This window comes from Chryseobacterium sp. MIQD13, assembly GCF_050496705.1.
Taxonomy (GTDB): Bacteria; Bacteroidota; Bacteroidia; order Flavobacteriales; family Weeksellaceae; genus Chryseobacterium.
In genome coordinates, this window is record NZ_JBNWAF010000001.1 from 1,333,210 (window position 1) to 1,353,722 (window position 20,513).

17 protein-coding genes are annotated in these 20,513 nt (G+C 31.4%); all 17 read right to left on the reverse strand.

The window, feature by feature from the left end:
* Positions 1-7 precede the first annotated feature (7 nt).
* The 17 genes from ACQWU4_RS06345 to ACQWU4_RS06425 all read right to left on the reverse strand — a co-directional run bounded on the left by ACQWU4_RS06345 (position 8) and on the right by ACQWU4_RS06425 (position 20,495).
* Complete coding sequence (locus tag ACQWU4_RS06345; protein ID WP_429934931.1) at positions 8-970, reverse strand: MraY family glycosyltransferase; 963 nt, start codon at positions 968-970, stop codon at positions 8-10.
* 4 nt (positions 971-974) lie between these two features.
* Positions 975-1,874, reverse strand: coding sequence for an NAD-dependent epimerase/dehydratase family protein (locus ACQWU4_RS06350; RefSeq protein ID WP_429934932.1), 900 nt, complete (start codon positions 1,872-1,874; stop codon positions 975-977).
* Between the two features lie 2 nt (positions 1,875-1,876).
* Positions 1,877-2,905, reverse strand: coding sequence for a hypothetical protein (locus tag ACQWU4_RS06355; protein ID WP_429934933.1), 1,029 nt, complete (start codon positions 2,903-2,905; stop codon positions 1,877-1,879).
* The gene (locus ACQWU4_RS06360; RefSeq protein WP_429934934.1) at positions 2,906-4,192 is read right to left on the reverse strand and encodes a glycosyl hydrolase family 28-related protein; all 1,287 of its coding nucleotides are present in this window, start codon (positions 4,190-4,192) and stop codon (positions 2,906-2,908) included.
* Between the two features lie 6 nt (positions 4,193-4,198).
* Positions 4,199-5,332 (reverse strand): NAD-dependent epimerase/dehydratase family protein, encoded by a 1,134-nt coding sequence (locus tag ACQWU4_RS06365; RefSeq protein ID WP_429934935.1) that lies wholly within the window; start codon positions 5,330-5,332, stop codon positions 4,199-4,201.
* A gap of 12 nt (positions 5,333-5,344) precedes the next feature.
* Positions 5,345-5,950, reverse strand: coding sequence for an acetyltransferase (locus tag ACQWU4_RS06370; RefSeq protein WP_429934936.1), 606 nt, complete (start codon positions 5,948-5,950; stop codon positions 5,345-5,347).
* Positions 5,937-7,028: a glycosyltransferase family 4 protein gene (locus ACQWU4_RS06375; protein ID WP_429934937.1), complete on the reverse strand. Its 1,092-nt coding sequence runs from the start codon at positions 7,026-7,028 to the stop codon at positions 5,937-5,939. The genes ACQWU4_RS06370 and ACQWU4_RS06375 overlap by 14 nt, the downstream gene beginning before the upstream one ends.
* Positions 7,025-8,353: an O-antigen polymerase gene (locus ACQWU4_RS06380; RefSeq protein ID WP_429934938.1), complete on the reverse strand. Its 1,329-nt coding sequence runs from the start codon at positions 8,351-8,353 to the stop codon at positions 7,025-7,027. The genes ACQWU4_RS06375 and ACQWU4_RS06380 overlap by 4 nt, the downstream gene beginning before the upstream one ends.
* Positions 8,350-9,222, reverse strand: coding sequence for a glycosyltransferase family 2 protein (locus ACQWU4_RS06385; protein ID WP_429934939.1), 873 nt, complete (start codon positions 9,220-9,222; stop codon positions 8,350-8,352). The genes ACQWU4_RS06380 and ACQWU4_RS06385 overlap by 4 nt, the downstream gene beginning before the upstream one ends.
* Positions 9,201-10,253: a glycosyltransferase family 2 protein gene (locus tag ACQWU4_RS06390; protein WP_429934940.1), complete on the reverse strand. Its 1,053-nt coding sequence runs from the start codon at positions 10,251-10,253 to the stop codon at positions 9,201-9,203. Before ACQWU4_RS06390 ends, ACQWU4_RS06385 begins: the two co-directional genes overlap by 22 nt.
* The gene (locus tag ACQWU4_RS06395) at positions 10,240-11,688 is read right to left on the reverse strand and encodes a flippase (RefSeq protein ID WP_429934941.1); all 1,449 of its coding nucleotides are present in this window, start codon (positions 11,686-11,688) and stop codon (positions 10,240-10,242) included. Before ACQWU4_RS06395 ends, ACQWU4_RS06390 begins: the two co-directional genes overlap by 14 nt.
* Positions 11,689-11,703: 15 nt before the next feature.
* The gene (locus tag ACQWU4_RS06400) at positions 11,704-12,702 is read right to left on the reverse strand and encodes a mannose-1-phosphate guanylyltransferase (RefSeq protein ID WP_429934942.1); all 999 of its coding nucleotides are present in this window, start codon (positions 12,700-12,702) and stop codon (positions 11,704-11,706) included.
* Complete coding sequence (locus tag ACQWU4_RS06405) at positions 12,702-15,062, reverse strand: GumC family protein (RefSeq protein ID WP_429934943.1); 2,361 nt, start codon at positions 15,060-15,062, stop codon at positions 12,702-12,704. Before ACQWU4_RS06405 ends, ACQWU4_RS06400 begins: the two co-directional genes overlap by 1 nt.
* Before the next feature lie 73 nt (positions 15,063-15,135).
* Positions 15,136-16,437, reverse strand: coding sequence for a nucleotide sugar dehydrogenase (locus ACQWU4_RS06410; protein WP_429934944.1), 1,302 nt, complete (start codon positions 16,435-16,437; stop codon positions 15,136-15,138).
* A 71-nt stretch (positions 16,438-16,508) separates the two neighbouring features.
* On the reverse strand, positions 16,509-17,327 hold the full coding sequence (locus tag ACQWU4_RS06415) for a polysaccharide biosynthesis/export family protein (RefSeq protein ID WP_429934945.1): 819 nt from the start codon (positions 17,325-17,327) through the stop codon (positions 16,509-16,511).
* A gap of 36 nt (positions 17,328-17,363) precedes the next feature.
* Positions 17,364-19,292 carry a polysaccharide biosynthesis protein gene (locus ACQWU4_RS06420; RefSeq protein ID WP_429934946.1) on the reverse strand — a complete coding sequence of 643 codons (1,929 nt, stop codon included), beginning with the start codon at positions 19,290-19,292 and terminating at the stop codon, positions 17,364-17,366.
* 111 nt (positions 19,293-19,403) lie between these two features.
* Complete coding sequence (locus ACQWU4_RS06425; protein ID WP_429935081.1) at positions 19,404-20,495, reverse strand: aminotransferase class I/II-fold pyridoxal phosphate-dependent enzyme; 1,092 nt, start codon at positions 20,493-20,495, stop codon at positions 19,404-19,406.
* Positions 20,496-20,513: the final 18 nt, after the last annotated feature.

Sequence of the window (20,513 nt, forward strand, 5' to 3'; positions counted from 1 at the left end):
TTTATATCTATAAATTATATTCTTTTTTTAAGCTCCATTTCAATCCTAAATAAATTCCGCCTGCTGGAATAAATATAATCAAAATAATAACCCAAATCGGAAATTGTGTTTGAATTAAAAATATATTTATCAATAACTGGCAGAAAGCATATACAGAGCTTATGATTAAATGAGAAACTTTTTTCTCATTGGCAAACAGCTGATACAGATGTCTTCTATGAGCTTCAAATATGTTTTCCTTTAATAATATACGTTCAACAATGGTAAGTACGACTTCCATCCCATAAATTGAAAGTAATAAAATGTATTTATACTCTCCGGTTCTCATAACCAGTAAAGTAATAAGCCCGATTACCCAAAAACCAATTCCCATACTTCCTACATCCCCTGCAAAACATTTTGCTTTTTTTCTAAAATTGAAGAAAAGAAAAACCAAACATGCCAAAATCGGATATAATATAAAGTTTTCGTCTGTAAACTGTATAATATCTTTATTAATATGTGCCAAAGAGCCAAGAACTACAAGACTATAAATTCCAGTCATTCCATTTATACCGTCCATAAAATTGTAAGCATTGAGAGTCCCAATTATCACTACAAAAAGTATTGGCCATACCCAAAAAGGCATTAACGTAAAAGCCCCGGTAAAGTATAGAAGCAGAACTACTGAAACAAAATGAATCGAAAGCCTGATCTTATTGGATAAAGTTCTGACATCATCAATAAAACTGATGGTACATATCGCCAGAAGCCCCAATCCAAAAGACCAATAATTTTGAACTGCTTCATTAAGATTAAACAAACAAAAAACAATAAATGCGATTGGAAAAATAATTCCGCCGCCTCTTAAAGTGATTTGTGTATGGGCACTCCGGTGATTGGGTTTATCTATAATATTATATTTATCTGCTATTTTGAAGTATATCAAAATTGAAATAAACAGGATAACAATGACAAGAATATATTCCATTAGTTTAACTAAAGCTTTTTATTGTTTTTTCAAGACCTTGCTTCGCTGAAGCAGGAAGATCTGTAATTTTTAATGTATTTTTTATTTTTTCATTGGAAACCAGAAGATTACCGGTCATCTTTTTCAATCTTTTCGTATTGATAGGAAGAGGTAAAATATCGCCTGCTTTCGCAATTCCTTGTATGAATATTTTAGGGACGGATAGATTGAGTGTCCTTTTATTCGTAACTTTTTTTATAATAGTAATAATATCCTTTGTTGAAACCGGCTCATCATCACAGATGTGATAAATTCCCGTTTTTATTTCATTTTCGTTTTTAATAATTTCCGATATGAAGAAGCTGAAATTATCAATAGACAAAAACGATCTGCTATTGTCAAAAGATGCCAGCGGATATGGAAGTCCCTTTGAAATTATTTTATAGAGCAGTCCCAGATTGCCTTTGTCTCCGGGCCCATGAATCATTGGTGGTCTCAGAATAATCACTTTTTTATTTTCGGGAAGTATCTGAGCCGAAAGCCACTCTTCTGCCTGCCTTTTAGTTGTACCATATAAGGAAACCGGATTACAGATAGATTCTTCTTTCAATGGTTTTTCAGATTCAAATTCTTCAACGGCAGCAATTGAGCTTATGTGAATAAGAAGCCTGGCATCTGATTTAATGAAAGTATCAAATATTTCTTTCACCAATTCTACATTGGCAAAAGAATAATCTTTTTCAGACGCAGTTCCTTTATGATCGTGTGCCTTGCCCACAAGGTTGATCATAATATCTGCCGAACCAGCAGCTTCTTTCCAAGAAGTATCTCTTAATGATATTGCCTGAATTTCAGCATCCATCAACCTCGACTGTATAAGATTCTTCCCAACAAAACCAGAACCTCCAAAAACGGCTATATTCATAATTACTGTTTTAAAACCTGTTCCCAATGTTTAATGGATGAAAGTCCAAATACTTCATTTACCCACCCCTTTAAAGACATACTTTCTCTAATTTCAGAATTCATTTCTTTAAAATCGGAACGGAAAAAATTTTCGTCAAATTTGATTGCTTCTCTTTCTATGATATAAACATTCTGCGAATCATAAAAAGGATACTTTTTTATTTTAGGATTGGTAGTGATTAGTTTCCTGCCGGCCCCTAATGTTTCAAATGTTCTCATTGTAAGACCATCCTGTCCGGGATGGTTGATATCCAGAATCACTTTAGTATTTTTATAGACATCAACGATTTCATGGTGGGAAAGGCTATTGAACGAAATTTTATTGTAATCAAAGTTTTTAAAATTCCTATCCGTTGCTTTTTTATATTTAAAAAGAAGTTTGCTGGGAGAATAATAAAATGTAAACATTTTTAATTGATGTCCATTACACCATGATTTAGCCTTTTCACTAATTGAATAACGATCCGAGTGTGCCGTTCCAATAAAAGCCAGATCATTCTGAAATTCTTTGTTCTTACCATATAGATTTCCATAGTCCTGCGCAAAAAACAATGGTCTGAAACTCATTTGATATTGAACCGCATCCTGACTGTCAAAAGTAAATTTAGCCTCAAAATAATTTAAAATATCCAATCCATTCGAATTATTCTTGAATGAGTCATAGGTATAGAAAATAAATTTGATACCCGGATTATTTTCTTTTAAAAAATCAAGGAAAAATTTTGGCGTGGCTTCTCCTTTTATTAACAGGAAATAATCATATTTCTTATCTTTTATTTTTTCAATGATCTCGTTAAAATACTGATTGATTTTAACAGAATACATTTCTTTTTTTATACGGATAATTGCCTTGCTAAAAAATGAATTGGAAGGCCTTTCATCAAATAAAGCCACAGAAGCTCCCATTTCTTCAAGCTCATGCTTGATGAGAACTTCGTAATTAAAAAATTTAACCGAAATTAAAAGTATACTTTTCCCTTTTAAATTCATCTATCTATAATTATTAGTTTGTGAGATTTCTACATTTTTAGAATCAACAATAATACTTTTATTTGGATAATAAATATAGTTATCTTTAAAAAGCAGACCTTCTGATTTATCAACTTGCAATGCTACTACGTTTGGCGTATTCCTATAATCTAAAAATTTATTATTTGTAATAATTGACCTAGAACTAGGGATCGCCTTTATTACGGCATTTACATTATTAAGACCTGCGCAATCTATAAAATCATTGTTTAATATACTCCAGTCGTAAGCACCGTTTTTAATTACTACAGCTTCCTGATTTATTCCTTTGACAATATTCCCAATTACCTTAATATTATTGCTATTCTCACCTACAATAAAATTTTTGGTATAAGAATTCTTATTATAATAGGTATAGCGGCCAAGAAAATTTGAATTACTAATAATAATTTCATCGCAATTACTTAAATAAAAGAAACTATTAATACTTTTTGTATCTGTTGCATGTACAAAAAAAGAATTTGTAATCTGAATCTGCTGAACTCTTTTAATTGCGTTACCTTCAATTCTTATCTGGTAAGCTTCCCGACCATTATTATTAAATAGTTCCCCAATATATGCATTTGTAATAGATGTATTTTGATGTCCTGTTTTTTCATCTAATGGTTTTAATAGAAGTAAACATTCATTTGCACTATTTAGCCAAATATTGGAGAGCCTGTTTCCACCGGCAACAATCTTAAGACAGATATCTCCTCCAGTAATTTCAGTATTGGTAATAGTGCTATCTGAAAATAACTCTACACCAACTTTATTTTTAAAAAAAAACGAATTACTAATCCTGAGCAAACCTTGCCGCGATTTTAGACCAATGCTTTGAAAATTATAGAATCCGACATTATCAATAATTAATCCTCCACCAAATGTTCCATCAATACCAATTCCACCTATATTATTCCCATCGAACCGTAAATTAGAAATTTTCACCCAATCACAACCGTCCACAAATTTCAAAATAGGCTCATTTCCTATTGATTTTAGTACCGTTCCTACATCATTATGCCAATGATTAAAACCAACACCTTCCATACTTAAACCTTTAAAGTTATATGGAACAACTAAAGTTCTCACTAAATAAACTCCTTGTTCAAAACGTATTGGCTTACCGCTATTCAATGCACTCTGAATAGCTTTAGTATCATCAGTAACACCATCTCCCTTCGCATTAAATTCTTTCACCGACAAAATTTGTCCGGATAATCCTATTGAATTTAAAAATAAAATAAGAATTAAGGCAACTGTTTTCAAAATAATCTATTTATATAAACCTTTAGCTTTCATTTCATCAATCGACTTTTGGTATTGGTCTTCCTGCACTTCCTGAGTATTTACCCATTCTGTAAATTTCCGTAGACCTTGCTCAAAACTTACCTTTGGCTCAAATCCTAATAAAGATTCGATTTTCGTTAAATCAGCATAATTATGACGAATATCTCCTAAACGATAATTTCCTGAAACCGTTACCGGAACATCAACACCATAATTTTTGATTAAACCATTGGCCACTTCTAAAACATCAGTTGCAACACCGGTTCCAACATTGAAAACATGGTTATCAGCTTCCTCTTTCTCCAAACCTAAAATAGTAGCATCTACTACATCATCAATGAAAACAAAATCTCTGGTTTCCTTTCCGTCTTCGAAAATATTGATCCCATTTCCGTTCTTAATTTGAGTTGAAAAAATGGAAAGAATTCCTGTATATGGGTTTTTCAGAGACTGGCCAGGCCCGTAAACATTTTGGTAACGGAATGCAACACCAGCGATACCAATTGTAGGGCAAACTGTAAGAACCATCTGTTCCTGGTTTTGTTTTGTAATACCATAAACAGATGATGGATGAATTTTTGAAGTTTCGTCCGTTCCTACCAAAGTAAGAGCAGAAGAACCAGAGTATTTCACTTCGAAATCACCTTTATCCATATAATCAGCAGTACGTTGTGTCGGATAAACTGCACCTAACTCTTGACTGATGTACTTACCTTCTCCATAAATAGAACGGGAAGAGGCCACCACTACTTTTTTAATATTATGTTTTGTATTGACCAACAAATCTAAAAGAATGGCAGTTCCACCAATATTAACATCAATATATTTTTTTACTTCGTACATAGATTGTCCCGTACCTGTTTCGGCAGCATAATGGACAATAGCATCCTGACCTTCTAAAGCTTTTTTCCAATCTTCCTCACTGGTTACTGAGCCTAAAATAAATTTAACCTTGTCTTTAATGCTAAGATACAATGGGGAAGTTTCGGCAGGGTTCTCACCATGTATTTGTGGCGAAAGATTATCCAAAACTGTAATATTATAGCCTTTATCAATCAGTTTTAATGCTAAATTAGAGCCTATAAAACCGGCTCCACCTGTAATTAATATATTTTTCATAGTTTGTATTTATTAATCATTATATTTTTCCCAGCGTTGGGTTTCAAAATTATATTTTTTTATTGGTTTTGCAGGAGTTCCCACTGCAATAACATTTGCAGGTAAACTTTTTGAAACCACCGAGTTGGCCCCTACAATTGTCCCCTTTCCTATAACTACACCGGGCAAGACAGAAACAAATTCACCCAGCCAAACATTATCTTCAATGATAACCGGCTTCGAAAATAATTTTCTATCATGCGGAATTGAATCTGGAGAAGAATCATTTTCATTTCCCGCATAGCTCCCATGTGAACAGTCGGACACATAAATTTTACTGGCAAATAAGACATTATTCCCTATTTCCACTTTTTCCATTGCTGTAATATGAACATAATCGTTCATCTGAAAATTCTCACCAAAGAATAAAGTGGGTTGCTCATTTTCCGGATATGCCTCTATTCTGCATCCTACACCTGTTGTAAAACCTTTTGAAACTTTAATGAACTTTTTACCACGAATATCTATTGGGAAACGAATAATACGGGCATCTGAAAAGGTAAATTTAGTTCTAATCAGATTTAAAGTCATTTTACATAATCCCCAAAAGCCATATTGTGTCAGCTTACTTCCCATCATACAATTCTTTATAAAATTCCAGATATTTCAAATAAGTTTTGTCCCAGTCAAATTTAGGGAATTGTAAAACTCCTTTTTGAATTAATTCTCTTCTAAATGATTCATCCTCTAATTTCAAAATTCCTTCAGCCATCAAATTCTCATTGATATCATCATACAATATGGCTGCATCTCCAACCACTTCCGGTATTGAAGAATTTTTGTTCGCAATAACCGGGCAATGTGTTTTCATAGCCTCCACTAACGGAATGCCAAATCCTTCGTATGATGACGGGTATAGAAGCACAAACGCTTTATTATATAAAAAGTTCAGATCCTCATTATTTAATCTTGAAAGCTGAATATATTGTGTCCCCAATAAAGATTCAACATACAATTTTTCATCATCATTAAATGGCTCTCCTATAACTACTAGTTTATATTTATCTTTAACTTTCGCAGCTGTTTTAACTGCGATAGGGAAATTTTTATACTCTGTCCTGTGGCCTATGTAGAGTAAATACTTATAATTTTCAAGAGTCGCAAATTTTGGGTTTTTCTGCGAAATTTCAAAATTCTCATTTATTTTGAAAAAGTCATTACTCACACCATTATAAATAACTCTAATTTTTTGGGGATCTAAATTCGGAACAAAATGCAAAAGATCCTTTTTGGTATTTTCCGAAATACAAATAATACCATCTGAATTCAAAACGGCATGTCTTTTTTGTTGCAAATTCACCCAACGGGCTAAACCAGTTCTAAATTTTTCAGTTGTAAAATCGTGTATCGTTGTTACATTGATAGCATACTTTGATCCTGAAATCCTAAAATAACTGGAATGGAATATACTCTTTTCCTGTATTGGCTTCGTGAAATTTAAATATCTCCTAATCTTTAAATTTAGAAAAGTTTCTTTTTCTACATTATGAAGTGAAAACTCTCTTCTAAAAATATTATAATTGGGTTCTTCTTGTTCATAAAATACAACATCCAATCTTTTGTCCGCACTGAATCTTTTTATAAGTTCCGTCCAGTAAACCGACCCTCCTCCAGAGTTTTGAAGTGAATATATGATATTATCGAATACGACTTTCATTTCATTTGAATTAATTTTATTATACCTGGTATTATTAGCAAAAATAATGAAACGAAAAAAAACTGATAGAAAAACGTGCCTGATTCTCCCCTACTTAGATCAAGAATCATAGTAAAAAAGATAAAATTTAAAACTTGATTCTTTTTATTCGCAACCTTATTAATTAAAAAGCCTAAAAATAAATAAAAGAAAAATGGACCTACATATCCAAAGTTTACAAATGCTTCCGTTACAGGAGTGTATGCAAATCCCATTGTATATCTATTTCCAAAATTTCTTTTGATAAATTGATCAGCAAGAGAATATGGTTTTTCGGGATAAATATTTCTAGGAATGAAAAAAATTATGGGATACAAATAGGATTCACCGTATTTTAAATCTAATTGATTATTTTGATAATTTTTAAGATCAAAACTTAATGTATAAAATGGATAAACAAATTCATTACTTTGTAAAGTATTAATGATATTCTGTTCATTTGAAACATTCGTTAATCCCGAGGATAAATTACTTCGAATTGTACCTAGGTACTGAAAAACTGATATTGCTATTAAGAGACCAACTAACAAAGAAAATGTAAATTTTATTTTACGAATATTGACAACCACCCAAAAAATACCTAAAATCATTGGCATAAAATCTCTTCTATTTCCCGCACTAAGTTGTAACAAAATATAATATATCAAAATTGCTGTAACAAAATATCGAATTTTTTTTGGAATTTTCTTAAAATAGTAAATAAAATGTAAAAATATACCCGAGATGAGCAATCCAATCACAATGCTGCCCATTCCTCTTTCTTCGAATAAAGTTGAACGGTCCTTCTCCAATACCGATGGATTAAAAAGAGCCCCTATAGAATAGAAAAAATACGTAACATAACCAATTAGAATAAGTAGTATAATTATAAGAAAAAGATTATATCCATTATTATTTTTATATTCCTTAATATTAGACTCGTACAATTTATCATATTGTTCTTTTTTACTAAAAGACCAACCTATAATATAGGCTGGAATTGCTGAAGCATAAACTATAGTGGATATATAAACGGTATCTGATATTTCACCATTTAGTATTTTCTCTATCATAGCCTGAAAAATTCCATATAAAAAGAGAAATATAAGAAATATTAATGCATTTCCATTTGCTAATAAATAATCAACTCTATTTTTAATGACAAAAAATCCCAAAAACAAACTATAAAAAAATGCTAGAATTAATAATGTATCATTTTTATATACAACTAAAAACAAATAGCATATTAATAATATAAAGTACTGAAATATCCCAAAGGATGAAAGTAGCTTTTTGAATAGTCTCATTTATTTAGTTTTAGTTTAGCAAATTCTTTACCTAGTTGCAATGCGTTTTTTTCCACATTATAGTAACTTGCTTTTTTTCTATCCAATGGATAGTAGATAAGAGAAGCAATACGGCTAAGCCAAATTCTTTTTGTTAATTTAAGTCTAAAATCATGTTTTACACAAAGATATGCAGTCCCACATCGATATTTAAATACACGATTTAAAGAACTTTCATCACCTTTAGATAAAATTACCTGAGGATGAAAAAATTGAATTCTCGGCGAATACATTATATTCAGGGAAGTACTTTCTGTGAGAATTCTGTACAACCAATCATATCCTTCTTCTGCTCCAAAGAAACACCCAGCTCCCATGTTTTCATCAAAATTCCATTTTTTCAATATATCTGTCTTACTTATTACAGTAGCTTCAACAAAACCTCCTAGCATATTTTGTTGATTAAGAAAAGTTGGTTCTTTTTTGAAATTTAAAACACTATCTATTCCTTTTTCATCAATACATTTTCCAAATACCATATCAAGATTATTATTTTCAATCTCTACAAAAGCATTTTGGTATGTATCGTGTAAAATTTTGCTATCATCATCTGGAAAACTTATAAATTGTCCCGAGGCCAGCTTAACTCCTTGGTTTTTCGCTTTAGATAAGCCTTTAAAAGAAACTATTTCATGAATAATTGGTAGCTTCCCATTATATTTATTTATTATGTTATCTAAAAAAAACTTATCATTTTGATCAATAATGATTATCTCATATCGAAAATCCAGCTTAGCTTTTTCTATTGATTCCAATAGATTATCTAATTCTTTTGTACGACCCACCGTGGGTATTACTATTGATAATTTCATATTTTCTTGATCATCCATTTTATATTTTTAACATTTATTAATATATTAATATTGTTTATAAAACTTATAGAAATACAACTTAAAGCTTTGATAATTTTTTTATTTCTAAATGCCTGTTTAAGCAAACTATAATAGCTGAAAATATAATACTGAGCCGTATATCTATTTACTTCTTCCCTCTCTTGTTTCGAAAGGCTGTATTTGTTTAGATACAATACCCTAATTTGATTAATTTGTTTCAAGGAAGATATTATATGACTTCGAGATAAGACTTCCAAAGATATATCAAATTTCGAGAGTCTCCAAAAATCATAATTATCACACTTCCCAAACTCTTTACAAATAAATTCTGTTGCAATTCTAATATGACTTTCTATTTGTGAATGATTGTTTGACATTGACATGCCCATTTGATTTATTCTATATAGATATAATGATTCGTCAAGAATTCTAACATTTAACCCATCATTACACATTAAATCTGAAAATAGTTTATAGTCTTCAGCAGCTTTATAATTCTCATTATAATTATTATCCGTGAGCAGCTTTTTTCTAACTAGAGAGGGTGCATGAGGGATCGGGGAATTGAAAAATGTTACAAACTTTATTCCTAACCTAGTCTTCAATAAATCTAATCCATTCGTTTTAAGTGGACTACCATACTCATCAATAAAGGTATAATTAGAAGAAACAATGTCGGCATTATACTTGTCCCTCTCTTCTACTAACTTTTGAATACGCTGAATATCAGATATATCATCCGAATCCATAAATAATATGTATTCATATTGTGAATAATTAATAAGCAAATTTCTTGTAGCCGTTACACCTAAGTTTTCTTCATTTGCAAATACCTTTATTCTCTCATCTTTTTCTGAATACAGTTTTAAAATTTCTAATGTTTTATCACTTGAATAATCATCAATACATATAACCTCAAAATATGGATAAGTTTGATTCAGAATTGAATCTAATGCCGTATGGAGAAAATGCTCCACATTATAACATGGAATAACAACAGATATATAAGTATTATTATTTCTTCTCATTTTGATTTAGTTTTATTTTCAAAAATGGCTTGACATAGTAAATAATAATTGAATCCTTTATAATAAATATTTGAAGTAATAAATAAAATACACCTGATATAAACATACCTAGTATTAACCGTTGTAATACATTAATATCTGGGAGAAAATAATATATGGGAATAAAAAAACTACTAGCCACAAAAGTTTTAAATAGAAAAGATAAGTGTAAATTAAATTTTTGTCTTCTATAAGCATAATAGAACAATGATAGTGAAACTACTATTTCTGTAGTTAAAAATGTATATGTCGCCCCTAAATAACCTTTCGAAGGAATTAAAGAGAAATTGAGGATCAGACTTATAATAGTTCCTATGATAGTTGCTTTCAGAAAATCATTTTCTTTTTTTAGAGGCGTTAAAATGTTTAATGCAAATAAATTACTAAATGGAATTACAAAGATAAGAACAGAAAAAAACTTCAAAGAAAAAATAGCAGGTTCAAATGATCTCCCACCTAAAATATATACAAATTCTTTGGCATATAAATTAACCAAAACTGCAGCAGGTAAACCCATAAAAATATTAAAAATAACAATTTTACTAATTAGGTCTTGGAAAGCCTTTATATCCTCAGTTACCATAATTGCTGTTTTTGATAATACAACAGTTGTAAGTGATGATACCAAAATTACAACTATATTAAAAACCCTAAAAGCTAAGGAAAAATATCCCACATCTTGTTCAGTACTTAAAAAACCCAATAAGATAGTAGTCATAGTAACATAAATACTAATCATAAATTTAGTGGTAAAGAAAGTAAGTAATGGGGATAAATGTTTCTTAAGATTTTTTATTGAAGGCAATTTATACTCAATCGTCTTATTAATGAAAGTAATATTTAAAATTGATGTTAAGACAAATGTTAAAACTGTAATAAAGTAATAAATAAGACCATCAGAAGCATTTTTCACAAAAACAAAAACAGCTACTATACTGATTATCTTCACTATAAGTGTCCTAACCGCTATAAATTTAAAATTTTCTGTACCTTGAAAGAACCATTCTAATGAGAAAACGCCAACCAATACCTGAACACTCCCTATTAAATAATAAGCCTGATTAGCTTTAACAGTTGGATTAAAAAAAACAAAAAAAAAGTATACAATTAAAACGAAAACAGTCAAAATACTATTGATACTTATAAGTTCTGAGAAAGTCTCATTTAGATTTTGTTTTGAAACAAATTTCGCTTTTGAGATTTCCCGAACTCCGTAAACAGAAATTCCTAACGCTGCAATTGTGATAAAATATTGAGCAAAATTATCAACAAGATTAAATATACCAACTGTTTTAGGACCCAGAATTCTATTTGTATAAGGCAATACAATTAACGGAAACAATAATTGGCTTATAAGAAGCAAAAAATTGAAAATATAGTTTTTAAAAACAGTCATTGAGAAATTTTAATTTTATAAAAGCTCTATTTTATCAACAAATAATTGCTCATATACGTCTTTTACTCTTTGTGATTTATCTTTTTTCAAAACCAATATTGCATCACTTGTAATGATAAGAATACTTTTTTTTATTCCTAAAAATTCTGTGTGAATATCTGTACCAATTACCATATTACCATGTTTATCTATGGGCCTTCCATTAGCTTTCAGATAATCATAAAGAGATTCAAAAGATCCCATATCTGACCAATTGAAATCAGATTTCACAACCTTTAACCGGGTCGTTTTTTCCATTACTGCATAGTCTACAGATATAGAGGGAATTTCCATACTTTCTTCCAGAGGAAGCTTATTATCATGTAATTTTTCAAATGCTTTTTTTGAGGTTTCAAAAACCACTGGTTGATATTTTTTCAGCTCTTCTAAGAATATTTTAGCTTTAAAACAGAACATTCCTGAATTCCAAAGAAAATTTCCACTATCGAGAAACTCCTGTGCCGTTTCTAAATTTGGTTTCTCTCTAAAGCCAACCACATCATTCCCCTTCACCTGAATATATCCAAAACCGGTCTCCGGCCGCGTAGGGACCAATCCGAAAGTAATCAAATACCCTTCTTGGGCTAATTGTATCGCTTCATTAATTGATTTGTCATACTCCACTTGATTTTCAATCAGATGATCTGACGGGGTAATCAATAAAATATCTTCATCATCCACCGCAAATGCAGCCAATGCTATTGCAGCAGCAGTGTTTCTGGGTGTTGCTTCAATAATCTGCTGATACTGATCAATGCCAATTTCTGAAAGAGCTGCTTCCGACAGAACATAATTATCAATATTACCAAGTACTAAAATAGAATCAGACAGATTCTTATTTCTAAGTGCCGTAAGTTGAAATAAAGATTTATTGCCAAAAATATTTAAATACTGCTTAGGCTTATTTTTTCGTGACAATGGCCAAAGACGGCTGCCAACGCCTCCTGATAAAATTACATTAACTACTCTTGACATTATAATTTTTCTTTCAATTTTTCAAACCAGCTTTTTGGATGAGCTCCGTAACCATAACCATATTTGTTTCCGTATGCAAAATAGTCTTTATTCACATCATTTAAAACAAAACCTACGTTTCTAATCTTTCCGGAGTCTATACTGCTGTTAGCAAAATCTATTAGTGTTTTTTCTGTGTATCCTGATCTTGTTACATATAAAGTAGCATCGGCAGCTTCTGCAAAAAGGAATGTGTCAGTCACCAACATTAATGGTGCCGTATCCAAAATAATATAATCATATTTATCCTTCAGCTCTTCCAGCAGGCTTTCATATCTGCCATTAGTTAAAAGTTCAGTAGGATTTGGAGGAATACTTCCGGAATAAATAACATCCAGATACGGATTAAATGTAGATACATGGACAATATCCTGAAGCTGGGTTTTTGGTTCATGCAAATACTCTGTAAGCCCTAGCAGGCCTTTTCTGGCAGGATTATATCTTTGAAGTTGTGGATTTCTGATATCAGAACCAATGATAATTACTTTTTTGCTTGGAGTAGCCAGAGTAAGTGCTAAATTAACTGATACAAAAGTCTTTCCTTCTCCTTTCACCGTAGATGTAACAAAAACAATTTTCGCATCTTTCTTTTTCGGTAACATAAAATTCATGTTGGTGATAAGGATTCTGAAAGATTCTGCTATTGGTGAAAGATCATTAACTTTTATAAGTTCATCTTCGCCTTTCTCTAAGCTTGGAATTTCACCTATTACAGATTTTTCATGGGAAAGTTTTTCTAAATCATGTTTAGTCTTAACTTTATTATTAAATAATTCTTTAAGATAAATAATAATAAAAGGCAAGAGAAGTCCCAATACTAATGCTATTCCCAAGAAAAGAAGCTTTTTCGGGGCAACAGGTTTAGGGGAAGCATAAGCATAATCAACAATTCTTGCTTTATTGGCTGTTACTGCTAAGGAAATAGCTGTCTCTTCTCGTTTCTGTAACAATAACAGATATAGGTTTTCTTTTATCTGTTGCTGACGCTCAATGCTCCTAAACATTTTTTCCTGAGCAGGAATCTTTGTGATTTTTGAACTAATTTTATTTTGTTCTCCTTCGTATTGGTTTTTAGCTAACTGGATCCCGGTCTTATTTTTAATCAGACTTTCCATTACAGAACCCTTTAAAGACGAAATTTGCTTATTAAGATCTATAATCAGTGGGTTCTGAGGAGTTGCATTTTCTAACAATCGGTTTCTTTCTAATACCAACTGATTATATGCAGTAATATTAGCAGTGGCAGTAGCATTGTCTAGACCAATATTTGCAGGCAAAACCTGGCTGTTATTCTGCTTGCCCATAAAATTGATCAATGCGTTTGTCAATTCAAGTTGGGATTCAAGGTCAATTTGCTTTGCCCGAGCTTCTGCTGAAGCTTCAAGATTAATTTTTGCTTCTGTTCCTAAATCTGTAATCTGATTATTAGATTTGAACTTTTCTTTTTCATTTTCTACCTGACCCAATTCATTTGATATAATATTGATCCTGTCATCTATAAAATCTTTTGTTTTTTTAGATTCAGAATTTTTATCTGAGATAGCATCATTATTATAGGCTTCTACTAATTTATTTATAATATCTTTAGCTTTAGAAATATTTGCATAATTCAAAGATAGTCCTATTACTGTTGCATCTTTATTTCGTAACGCCACATTCAGCATTCCCTGAATACGATTTACGGCATCGTCAATAGTTGAATAGGTCATATATAAATCTCCTACTTCACCTGCTTCTAGCTTATTGAACTTTGCATTTTTCAAAATTATAATATTGGCATAAGGAAGACTTATGACTTTATTAAAATGGGCTTTAATTTCAGGCAGCTCATCACTTGTTAATGTTATATTTTCTCCCGATATTTCAATTGAAATTGGCTTTGTAGGCACTTTAGTGAAAGGCTTTTCATTAACTACCTCAATAGTTATGGGAGAGGTATTTTTATAAAGCTCTTTTTCTTTTAAACCATACTTTGTATAGATAGAGGTTTGCAGCCTTAGCTGTTTTACAACCTCCTGCATCAGTTTTTTAGATTTAAAAATTTCTATTTCATTATCAATACTATTGGTTCCCATTCCTCCCAATGTTGACAAATCTGACAATACACCAAAATCTCCACCTACGGGAGCTGCTTTTTTGGCATCTTTAATAAGTACTGATGATTGAATATTGTATACAGGTATAGCAAACCTTAAATAGGAGTATGCTATAATTATAGAAATTATAGGAACAATAACAAACCATAACCAATTTTTTAAATAAGGTTTAATTATTTCCTCAATATTAATTTTTTCTGATTCCTCAATAACTGGATTATCCATTATTTAGTTTTAAATTTTATAAGTTATTCTGTTATGTGTTAGCAACAGATATTGATTAGTTTATTATTCTAGATTATAGTCTTGCATCTACTAAACTTCTATTAATACAAGCTTTAGTATCAAAAATAACACTATCCTCTTTTTTCATTTTCTTATAGTCCAATGTAAGAAATTCTTTATGAGATACTGCAATAATAATAGAATCATATTTTTTATCATCCGGAATCCGATCCAAAATATCCACACCATATTCGTGTTTAACTTCCAGCTTATCAGCCCATGGATCAAAAATATCTACCTCTATTCCATATTCTGCCAATTCGTTATAGATATCTATTACTTTTGTATTTCTGATATCAGGACAATTTTCTTTAAACGTTACTCCTAAAATTAAAGCTTGTGAATTTTTAATAACCTTACTCTTTGATATTAATAATTTAACCACTTTCGAAGCTATGAATTTTGTAATTGAGTCATTTACTCTTCGGCCTGATAAAATAACGTCTGGATGATATCCTAACTGCTCTGCCTTATGAGCTAAATAATATGGATCTACGGAAATACAATGTCCGCCTACCAATCCAGGTTTGTATTTAAGAAAATTATATTTTGTACCTGCAGCTTCGAGAACATCATTAGTATCAATTCCCATTCTATCAAATATTAGTGCCAACTCATTAACAAAAGAAATATTTACATCTCTTTGAGCATTTTCAATTGCTTTAGAAGCTTCAGCTACCTTAATACTTGGCGCTTTATGAGTTCCTGCTATAATAATTTTTTTATACAAATTATCTATCTCATCAGCTATTTCCTTTGTGGACCCAGAAGTAACCTTTTTTACACTTGTTAAAGTATTTACTTTATCACCTGGATTAATTCTTTCAGGAGAATATCCCACAAAAAAATCTTCATTGAATTTTAACTCAGAATATTTTTCTAGTACAGGAACACATTCTTCTTCTGTACAGCCTGGGAAAACAGTGGATTCAAATATTACTATATCCCCTTTTTTTATAATTTTTCCAAGCATCTTCGAAGCGGAAATTAACGAGCTTAAATCTGGAGCTTTATATTTATCAATGGGTGTTGGTACAGTTACTATAAAAATATTGCAATCAGAAATATCATTTAATTCACTTGTCCCCTTATAACCTATCCCACCATTTGAATCTTCATATTTTTTTAAGCTCTCATCAAGTTTTTTTATATCTGCTTCAAGGGTTACATCAATACCATTATTAAGTTGATCAATTCTTTCGGTCTTAATATCAAATCCTAAAACCGGAAAATAGTTTGAAAATTCCAAGGATAGTGGCAAGCCAACATATCCCTGTCCAATAACTGCTATTTTATATGGTCTAATTTCATTCATTTGTGTTCCAAGTTGCTAAGATATCTTAAAAAAATAAAGCATATTTACTTTAGATTATTCAAGTTTAACTTCTATTTTTTAATTAAACTTACAACTACTGCAGCCGCAGTTATTGCAATTGAAGCAGCTGTCAGGTAAATTCCTGTATTTGGATTTTGTTTGGATATTATATCTTTAGTATTATTTGCAGGAACTATAATTGCATCTCCTTGCTTTAAATTATAGTAAGGAGAATTAATTAAATTAGCATCCAATAGATTTACTTTTCCGTGGGTAACATTACCATTTTCAGTTCTAATAACTAAAACATCATCTCTCTTTCCATACACCGTTAAATCCCCAGCTAATCCTAATGCATTTAAAATAGTAGCCTGTCCATTTGAAACAGTATAATCTCCTTGTCTGTTTACTTCTCCAAGAATTGTAACTTTAAAATTGGTAAGTCTTACATTCACAGTAGGATTAATTACATACTGCGTCATTTTATTTCTTAGTTCCTCTTTAAACTCAACCAATGTTTTATCTGATGTATTAAGCTTACCCAATACAGGAAAATCAATATTTCCTTCTGTATCTACAATATAAGTAGGTCCGGATACAGTATTGGAACCCTGATTAGGTGTATTTCCGCCTGCAAGCGCATTCGTTTGAACAAGTTCTGATGAAGAATAGTTTTGATTAAACGGCTTTACAACATCCATGTCTTTAGCAGTTACCAATATCACTAACTGGTCACCGCTTTGTATTGTATTGCTAGAATTTCTAGAAGATGATTCAACAGCCACCTTCTCTATATTCTGCATATAATTCAGATCGTTTTTTGCATTCTGGTTTGTTTTACATGAAACCAGCCAAAATGCGGTTAATACAACCAATACCTTACTTTTCATATTTTAAAATTGTACAAATATACATTTATATTTTTTTTATCTATCCAAAATCTCGTAGATCGAATTGTTACTTCTAAACTCAGGTACAATCGATTTCAGGATCTTTACCACCTCTACTTTATCCTTCAAAACAGAGGCATCTGTTATCAGGTTGATCAAGCTTTCTATTTCTAAAAATGCCATAGCAGGATCTTTAGAAATCATGATTTTCTCATTATGAGTTGGAAGTGTTTTAGCATTATCACTTAAAAGTTCTTCATAAAGCTTTTCACCTGGTCTCAATCCAGTGTATATAATCTTTATATCAATATTTGGTTCAAAACCGGATAATTTGATCATTCTTCTTGCCAGATCCAAAATCTTTACCGGTTCTCCCATATCAAAAACAAAGATTTCACCACCCTGCCCCATTGTTCCAGCCTGAAGAACCAGCTCACAGGCTTCCGGTATGGTCATAAAGTATCTTACGATATCAGGATGGGTAATAGTCACCGGACCTCCTGCTTCAATCTGTCTTTTAAAATGCGGAATAACTGAACCGTTTGATCCTAATACATTTCCGAATCTGGTCGTAATAAATTTGGTTGTGTTTCCTTCAACATGATGCAAAGACTGAACAAATAACTCTGCTGCTCTTTTGGAAGCTCCCATCACATTGGTAGGATTTACAGCTTTATCTGTAGAAATCATTACAAACCTGTTCACTTTATAACGGCTTGATAAAATAGCAACATTTTTTGATCCTAAAACATTAACACGAATAGCTTCATTGGGATTCTCTTCTACCAGCGGAACATGTTTATAAGCTGCTGCATGATAAACCATCGAAAAGTTATAGGTCTGAAATACCGGCTCTATTCTATGTATATTGGAAACATCAGCCAGAACAAATTTAAATCTGATATGAGGAAATTTCTCCTTCATTTCAAGTTCGATGTCGTACAGTGGAGTTTCAGCCTGATCCAGAACAACAATCAATGCCGGGTTAAACTGTGCTACCTGTCTTACAATTTCACTTCCGATAGATCCGGCACCTCCTGTTACGAGTATATTTTTGTTAAAGTGTCTGCTTTTAACCTCTTCGCTTTCTATTTTTATAGGCTTTCTATTAAGAAGATCTTCAATCTGAAGGTTTCTGATAGCACCGCCCAGATCACTGTCTCTTAATTTCTGTACAGATGGAGCTTTGAATATATTTAAGTCTTTTTCTAAAAATAAATTAACCCAAGAATTCATTTCATCTTTAGACATCATTTCTTTCACAATAATGACCCCGTCGATAATAAGATCTTCTTTTGTAGCTTCTTCTATTCTTTTTTTCTCATAAATAGGCTTACCCAATAAAGAAGCTCTTTTAGAATCTGTTCTCTGGGTAAGAAAACCAACCACCTGATAAGGTAAACTTGGATTATCCAGAATAGCACGTGCTATAGCAATAGATTGTTCATCAATACCAAGTACTAATATTCTTTTTTTAAGAGCACTCCTTCTGTATTCTCTGACGATATGAAAAAATTCTTTTACATATAATCTGAAAAGGAATAATCCCATAAAGGAAATTATGAAATATAATACAAGGAAAGCTGTAAGTATAAATTTACCGCCTGTAGACCAGAAATAGATAAGATTTACTAATCCCACCACAGTCATGGTACAGAAACAGGAAATCAATAGTTTAAAAAGATCAATAAAAGTAGAGTGTCTTATAATACCTGCATAAGTTTTGAAAAAATACATGAACATGGTATTTATCAGAATAATAAAGGCAAAAATAACGCTCTTATCTTCGTGATAAATAAACTCTTTCTGGGTAATTTTTTCAATAGTATATGTGGAAAGAAATAAAGACATTGCCAGAATAATAATATCTATTACAAGTATTATCCATCTGGGAAGATATCTTACGTCTGAGAGATTGACAACATTATCACCTCCGAATATTTTTTTTCTAAGAGAGCTGTACATTGTCTGAATTTGTATTCATGTTTAATTGGGTTTAACCCCTGTTTTTATTAATTACTCAATTTTTAAGAAATAGGTATAAAATCATATCTATTCTTAAATTAAAAAACAAATTTAGTGAATTTCATCTTCTAAAACTTCAGAAATTCTTAATCTGCAATCATCCGTTAAATTGGTTCCTGATGGCAGACAAAGTCCTGTGTCAAAAAGTGTACCAGATAAATTATTTCCAAAAAATTTGCAGCCATTATACAACGGCTGAAGGTGCATTGGTTTCCATAGGTATCTGGTTTCTATATTATTCTGTGAAAATTTATCTTTAAGATCTTCCTTAGAAAGTTTGTTTTTTAAAATAATGGTATTAAGCCAATAGTTAGAAAAAAAATCACTATTCGGTGCAGAAAACAGTTCAATATTTTCGCTATCCTTTAATAATTCTTGATAAAAATCATGATTTTTTCTCCGTTGGATGATTTTTTCTTCCAGAGTTTCCAACTGCCCCCTTCCTATTCCGGCAGCAATATTATCCATCCTGTAATTATATCCTAATTCGGAATGGTTGTAAAACTCTTCGTTATCTTTGCCCTGCGTAGCTAGAAAGAGTGTTTTGCTTTTGAGCTCTGCACTTTTTGAGATCAAAACCCCGCCTCCTGCTGTAGTAATAATTTTGTTTCCGTTAAAACTGATCACGGAAAGGTCTCCAAAAGTTCCGCAAAACTGGCCTTTATACTTACTGCCTAACGCTTCTGCACTGTCTTCAATAACAGGAACTTCATATTTTTTTGAAATCTGGAGTATTTCATCTGCCATAAAAGGCATCCCATATAAAGCTACTGTAATAATGGCTTTAGGCTTTTTCCCCTGTTGAATACAATATTTTACAGCATCTTCCAAAGCTTCAGGGCACATATTCCAGGTCTGTTCTTCACTGTCAACGAATACAGGAACAGCTTTAAGGTAAAGAATGGGATTGGCAGAAGCAACAAAAGTAAAGGATTGGCAGATCACAAAATCTCCTTCCTCAACATTCAATAACCTAAGTGCCAGATGAATAGCTGCAGTACCGGAAGATAAAGCTGTAACATGAGAATTGTTTCCTAAATAGTTTTCCAGGCTATTTTCAAATTCGTCTATATTAGAGCCATATTGCGAAATCCAGTTGGTATCAAATGCGTTATGTATATATTTAAGCTCATTTCCCCCCATATGCGGGGGCGAAAGCCA

Excerpts from the sequence above, each read along its gene's own strand:
- ACQWU4_RS06345 (WP_429934931.1), bottom strand. The coding sequence starts at position 970 with ATGGAATATATTCTTGTCATTGTTATCCTGTTTATTTCAATTTTGATA.
- ACQWU4_RS06350 (WP_429934932.1), bottom strand. The coding sequence starts at position 1,874 with ATGAATATAGCCGTTTTTGGAGGTTCTGGTTTTGTTGGGAAGAATCTT.
- ACQWU4_RS06355 (WP_429934933.1), bottom strand. The coding sequence starts at position 2,905 with ATGAATTTAAAAGGGAAAAGTATACTTTTAATTTCGGTTAAATTTTTT.
- ACQWU4_RS06365 (WP_429934935.1), bottom strand. The coding sequence starts at position 5,332 with ATGAAAAATATATTAATTACAGGTGGAGCCGGTTTTATAGGCTCTAAT.
- ACQWU4_RS06370 (WP_429934936.1), bottom strand. The coding sequence starts at position 5,950 with ATGATGGGAAGTAAGCTGACACAATATGGCTTTTGGGGATTATGTAAA.
- ACQWU4_RS06375 (WP_429934937.1), bottom strand. The coding sequence starts at position 7,028 with ATGAAAGTCGTATTCGATAATATCATATATTCACTTCAAAACTCTGGA.
- ACQWU4_RS06380 (WP_429934938.1), bottom strand. The coding sequence starts at position 8,353 with ATGAGACTATTCAAAAAGCTACTTTCATCCTTTGGGATATTTCAGTAC.
- ACQWU4_RS06385 (WP_429934939.1), bottom strand. The coding sequence starts at position 9,222 with ATGGATGATCAAGAAAATATGAAATTATCAATAGTAATACCCACGGTG.
- ACQWU4_RS06390 (WP_429934940.1), bottom strand. The coding sequence starts at position 10,253 with ATGAGAAGAAATAATAATACTTATATATCTGTTGTTATTCCATGTTAT.
- ACQWU4_RS06395 (WP_429934941.1), bottom strand. The coding sequence starts at position 11,688 with ATGACTGTTTTTAAAAACTATATTTTCAATTTTTTGCTTCTTATAAGC.
- ACQWU4_RS06400 (WP_429934942.1), bottom strand. The coding sequence starts at position 12,702 with ATGTCAAGAGTAGTTAATGTAATTTTATCAGGAGGCGTTGGCAGCCGT.
- ACQWU4_RS06405 (WP_429934943.1), bottom strand. The coding sequence starts at position 15,062 with ATGGATAATCCAGTTATTGAGGAATCAGAAAAAATTAATATTGAGGAA.
- ACQWU4_RS06410 (WP_429934944.1), bottom strand. The coding sequence starts at position 16,437 with ATGAATGAAATTAGACCATATAAAATAGCAGTTATTGGACAGGGATAT.
- ACQWU4_RS06415 (WP_429934945.1), bottom strand. The coding sequence starts at position 17,327 with ATGAAAAGTAAGGTATTGGTTGTATTAACCGCATTTTGGCTGGTTTCA.
- ACQWU4_RS06420 (WP_429934946.1), bottom strand. The coding sequence starts at position 19,292 with ATGTACAGCTCTCTTAGAAAAAAAATATTCGGAGGTGATAATGTTGTC.
- ACQWU4_RS06425 (WP_429935081.1), bottom strand. The coding sequence starts at position 20,495 with ATGGGGGGAAATGAGCTTAAATATATACATAACGCATTTGATACCAAC.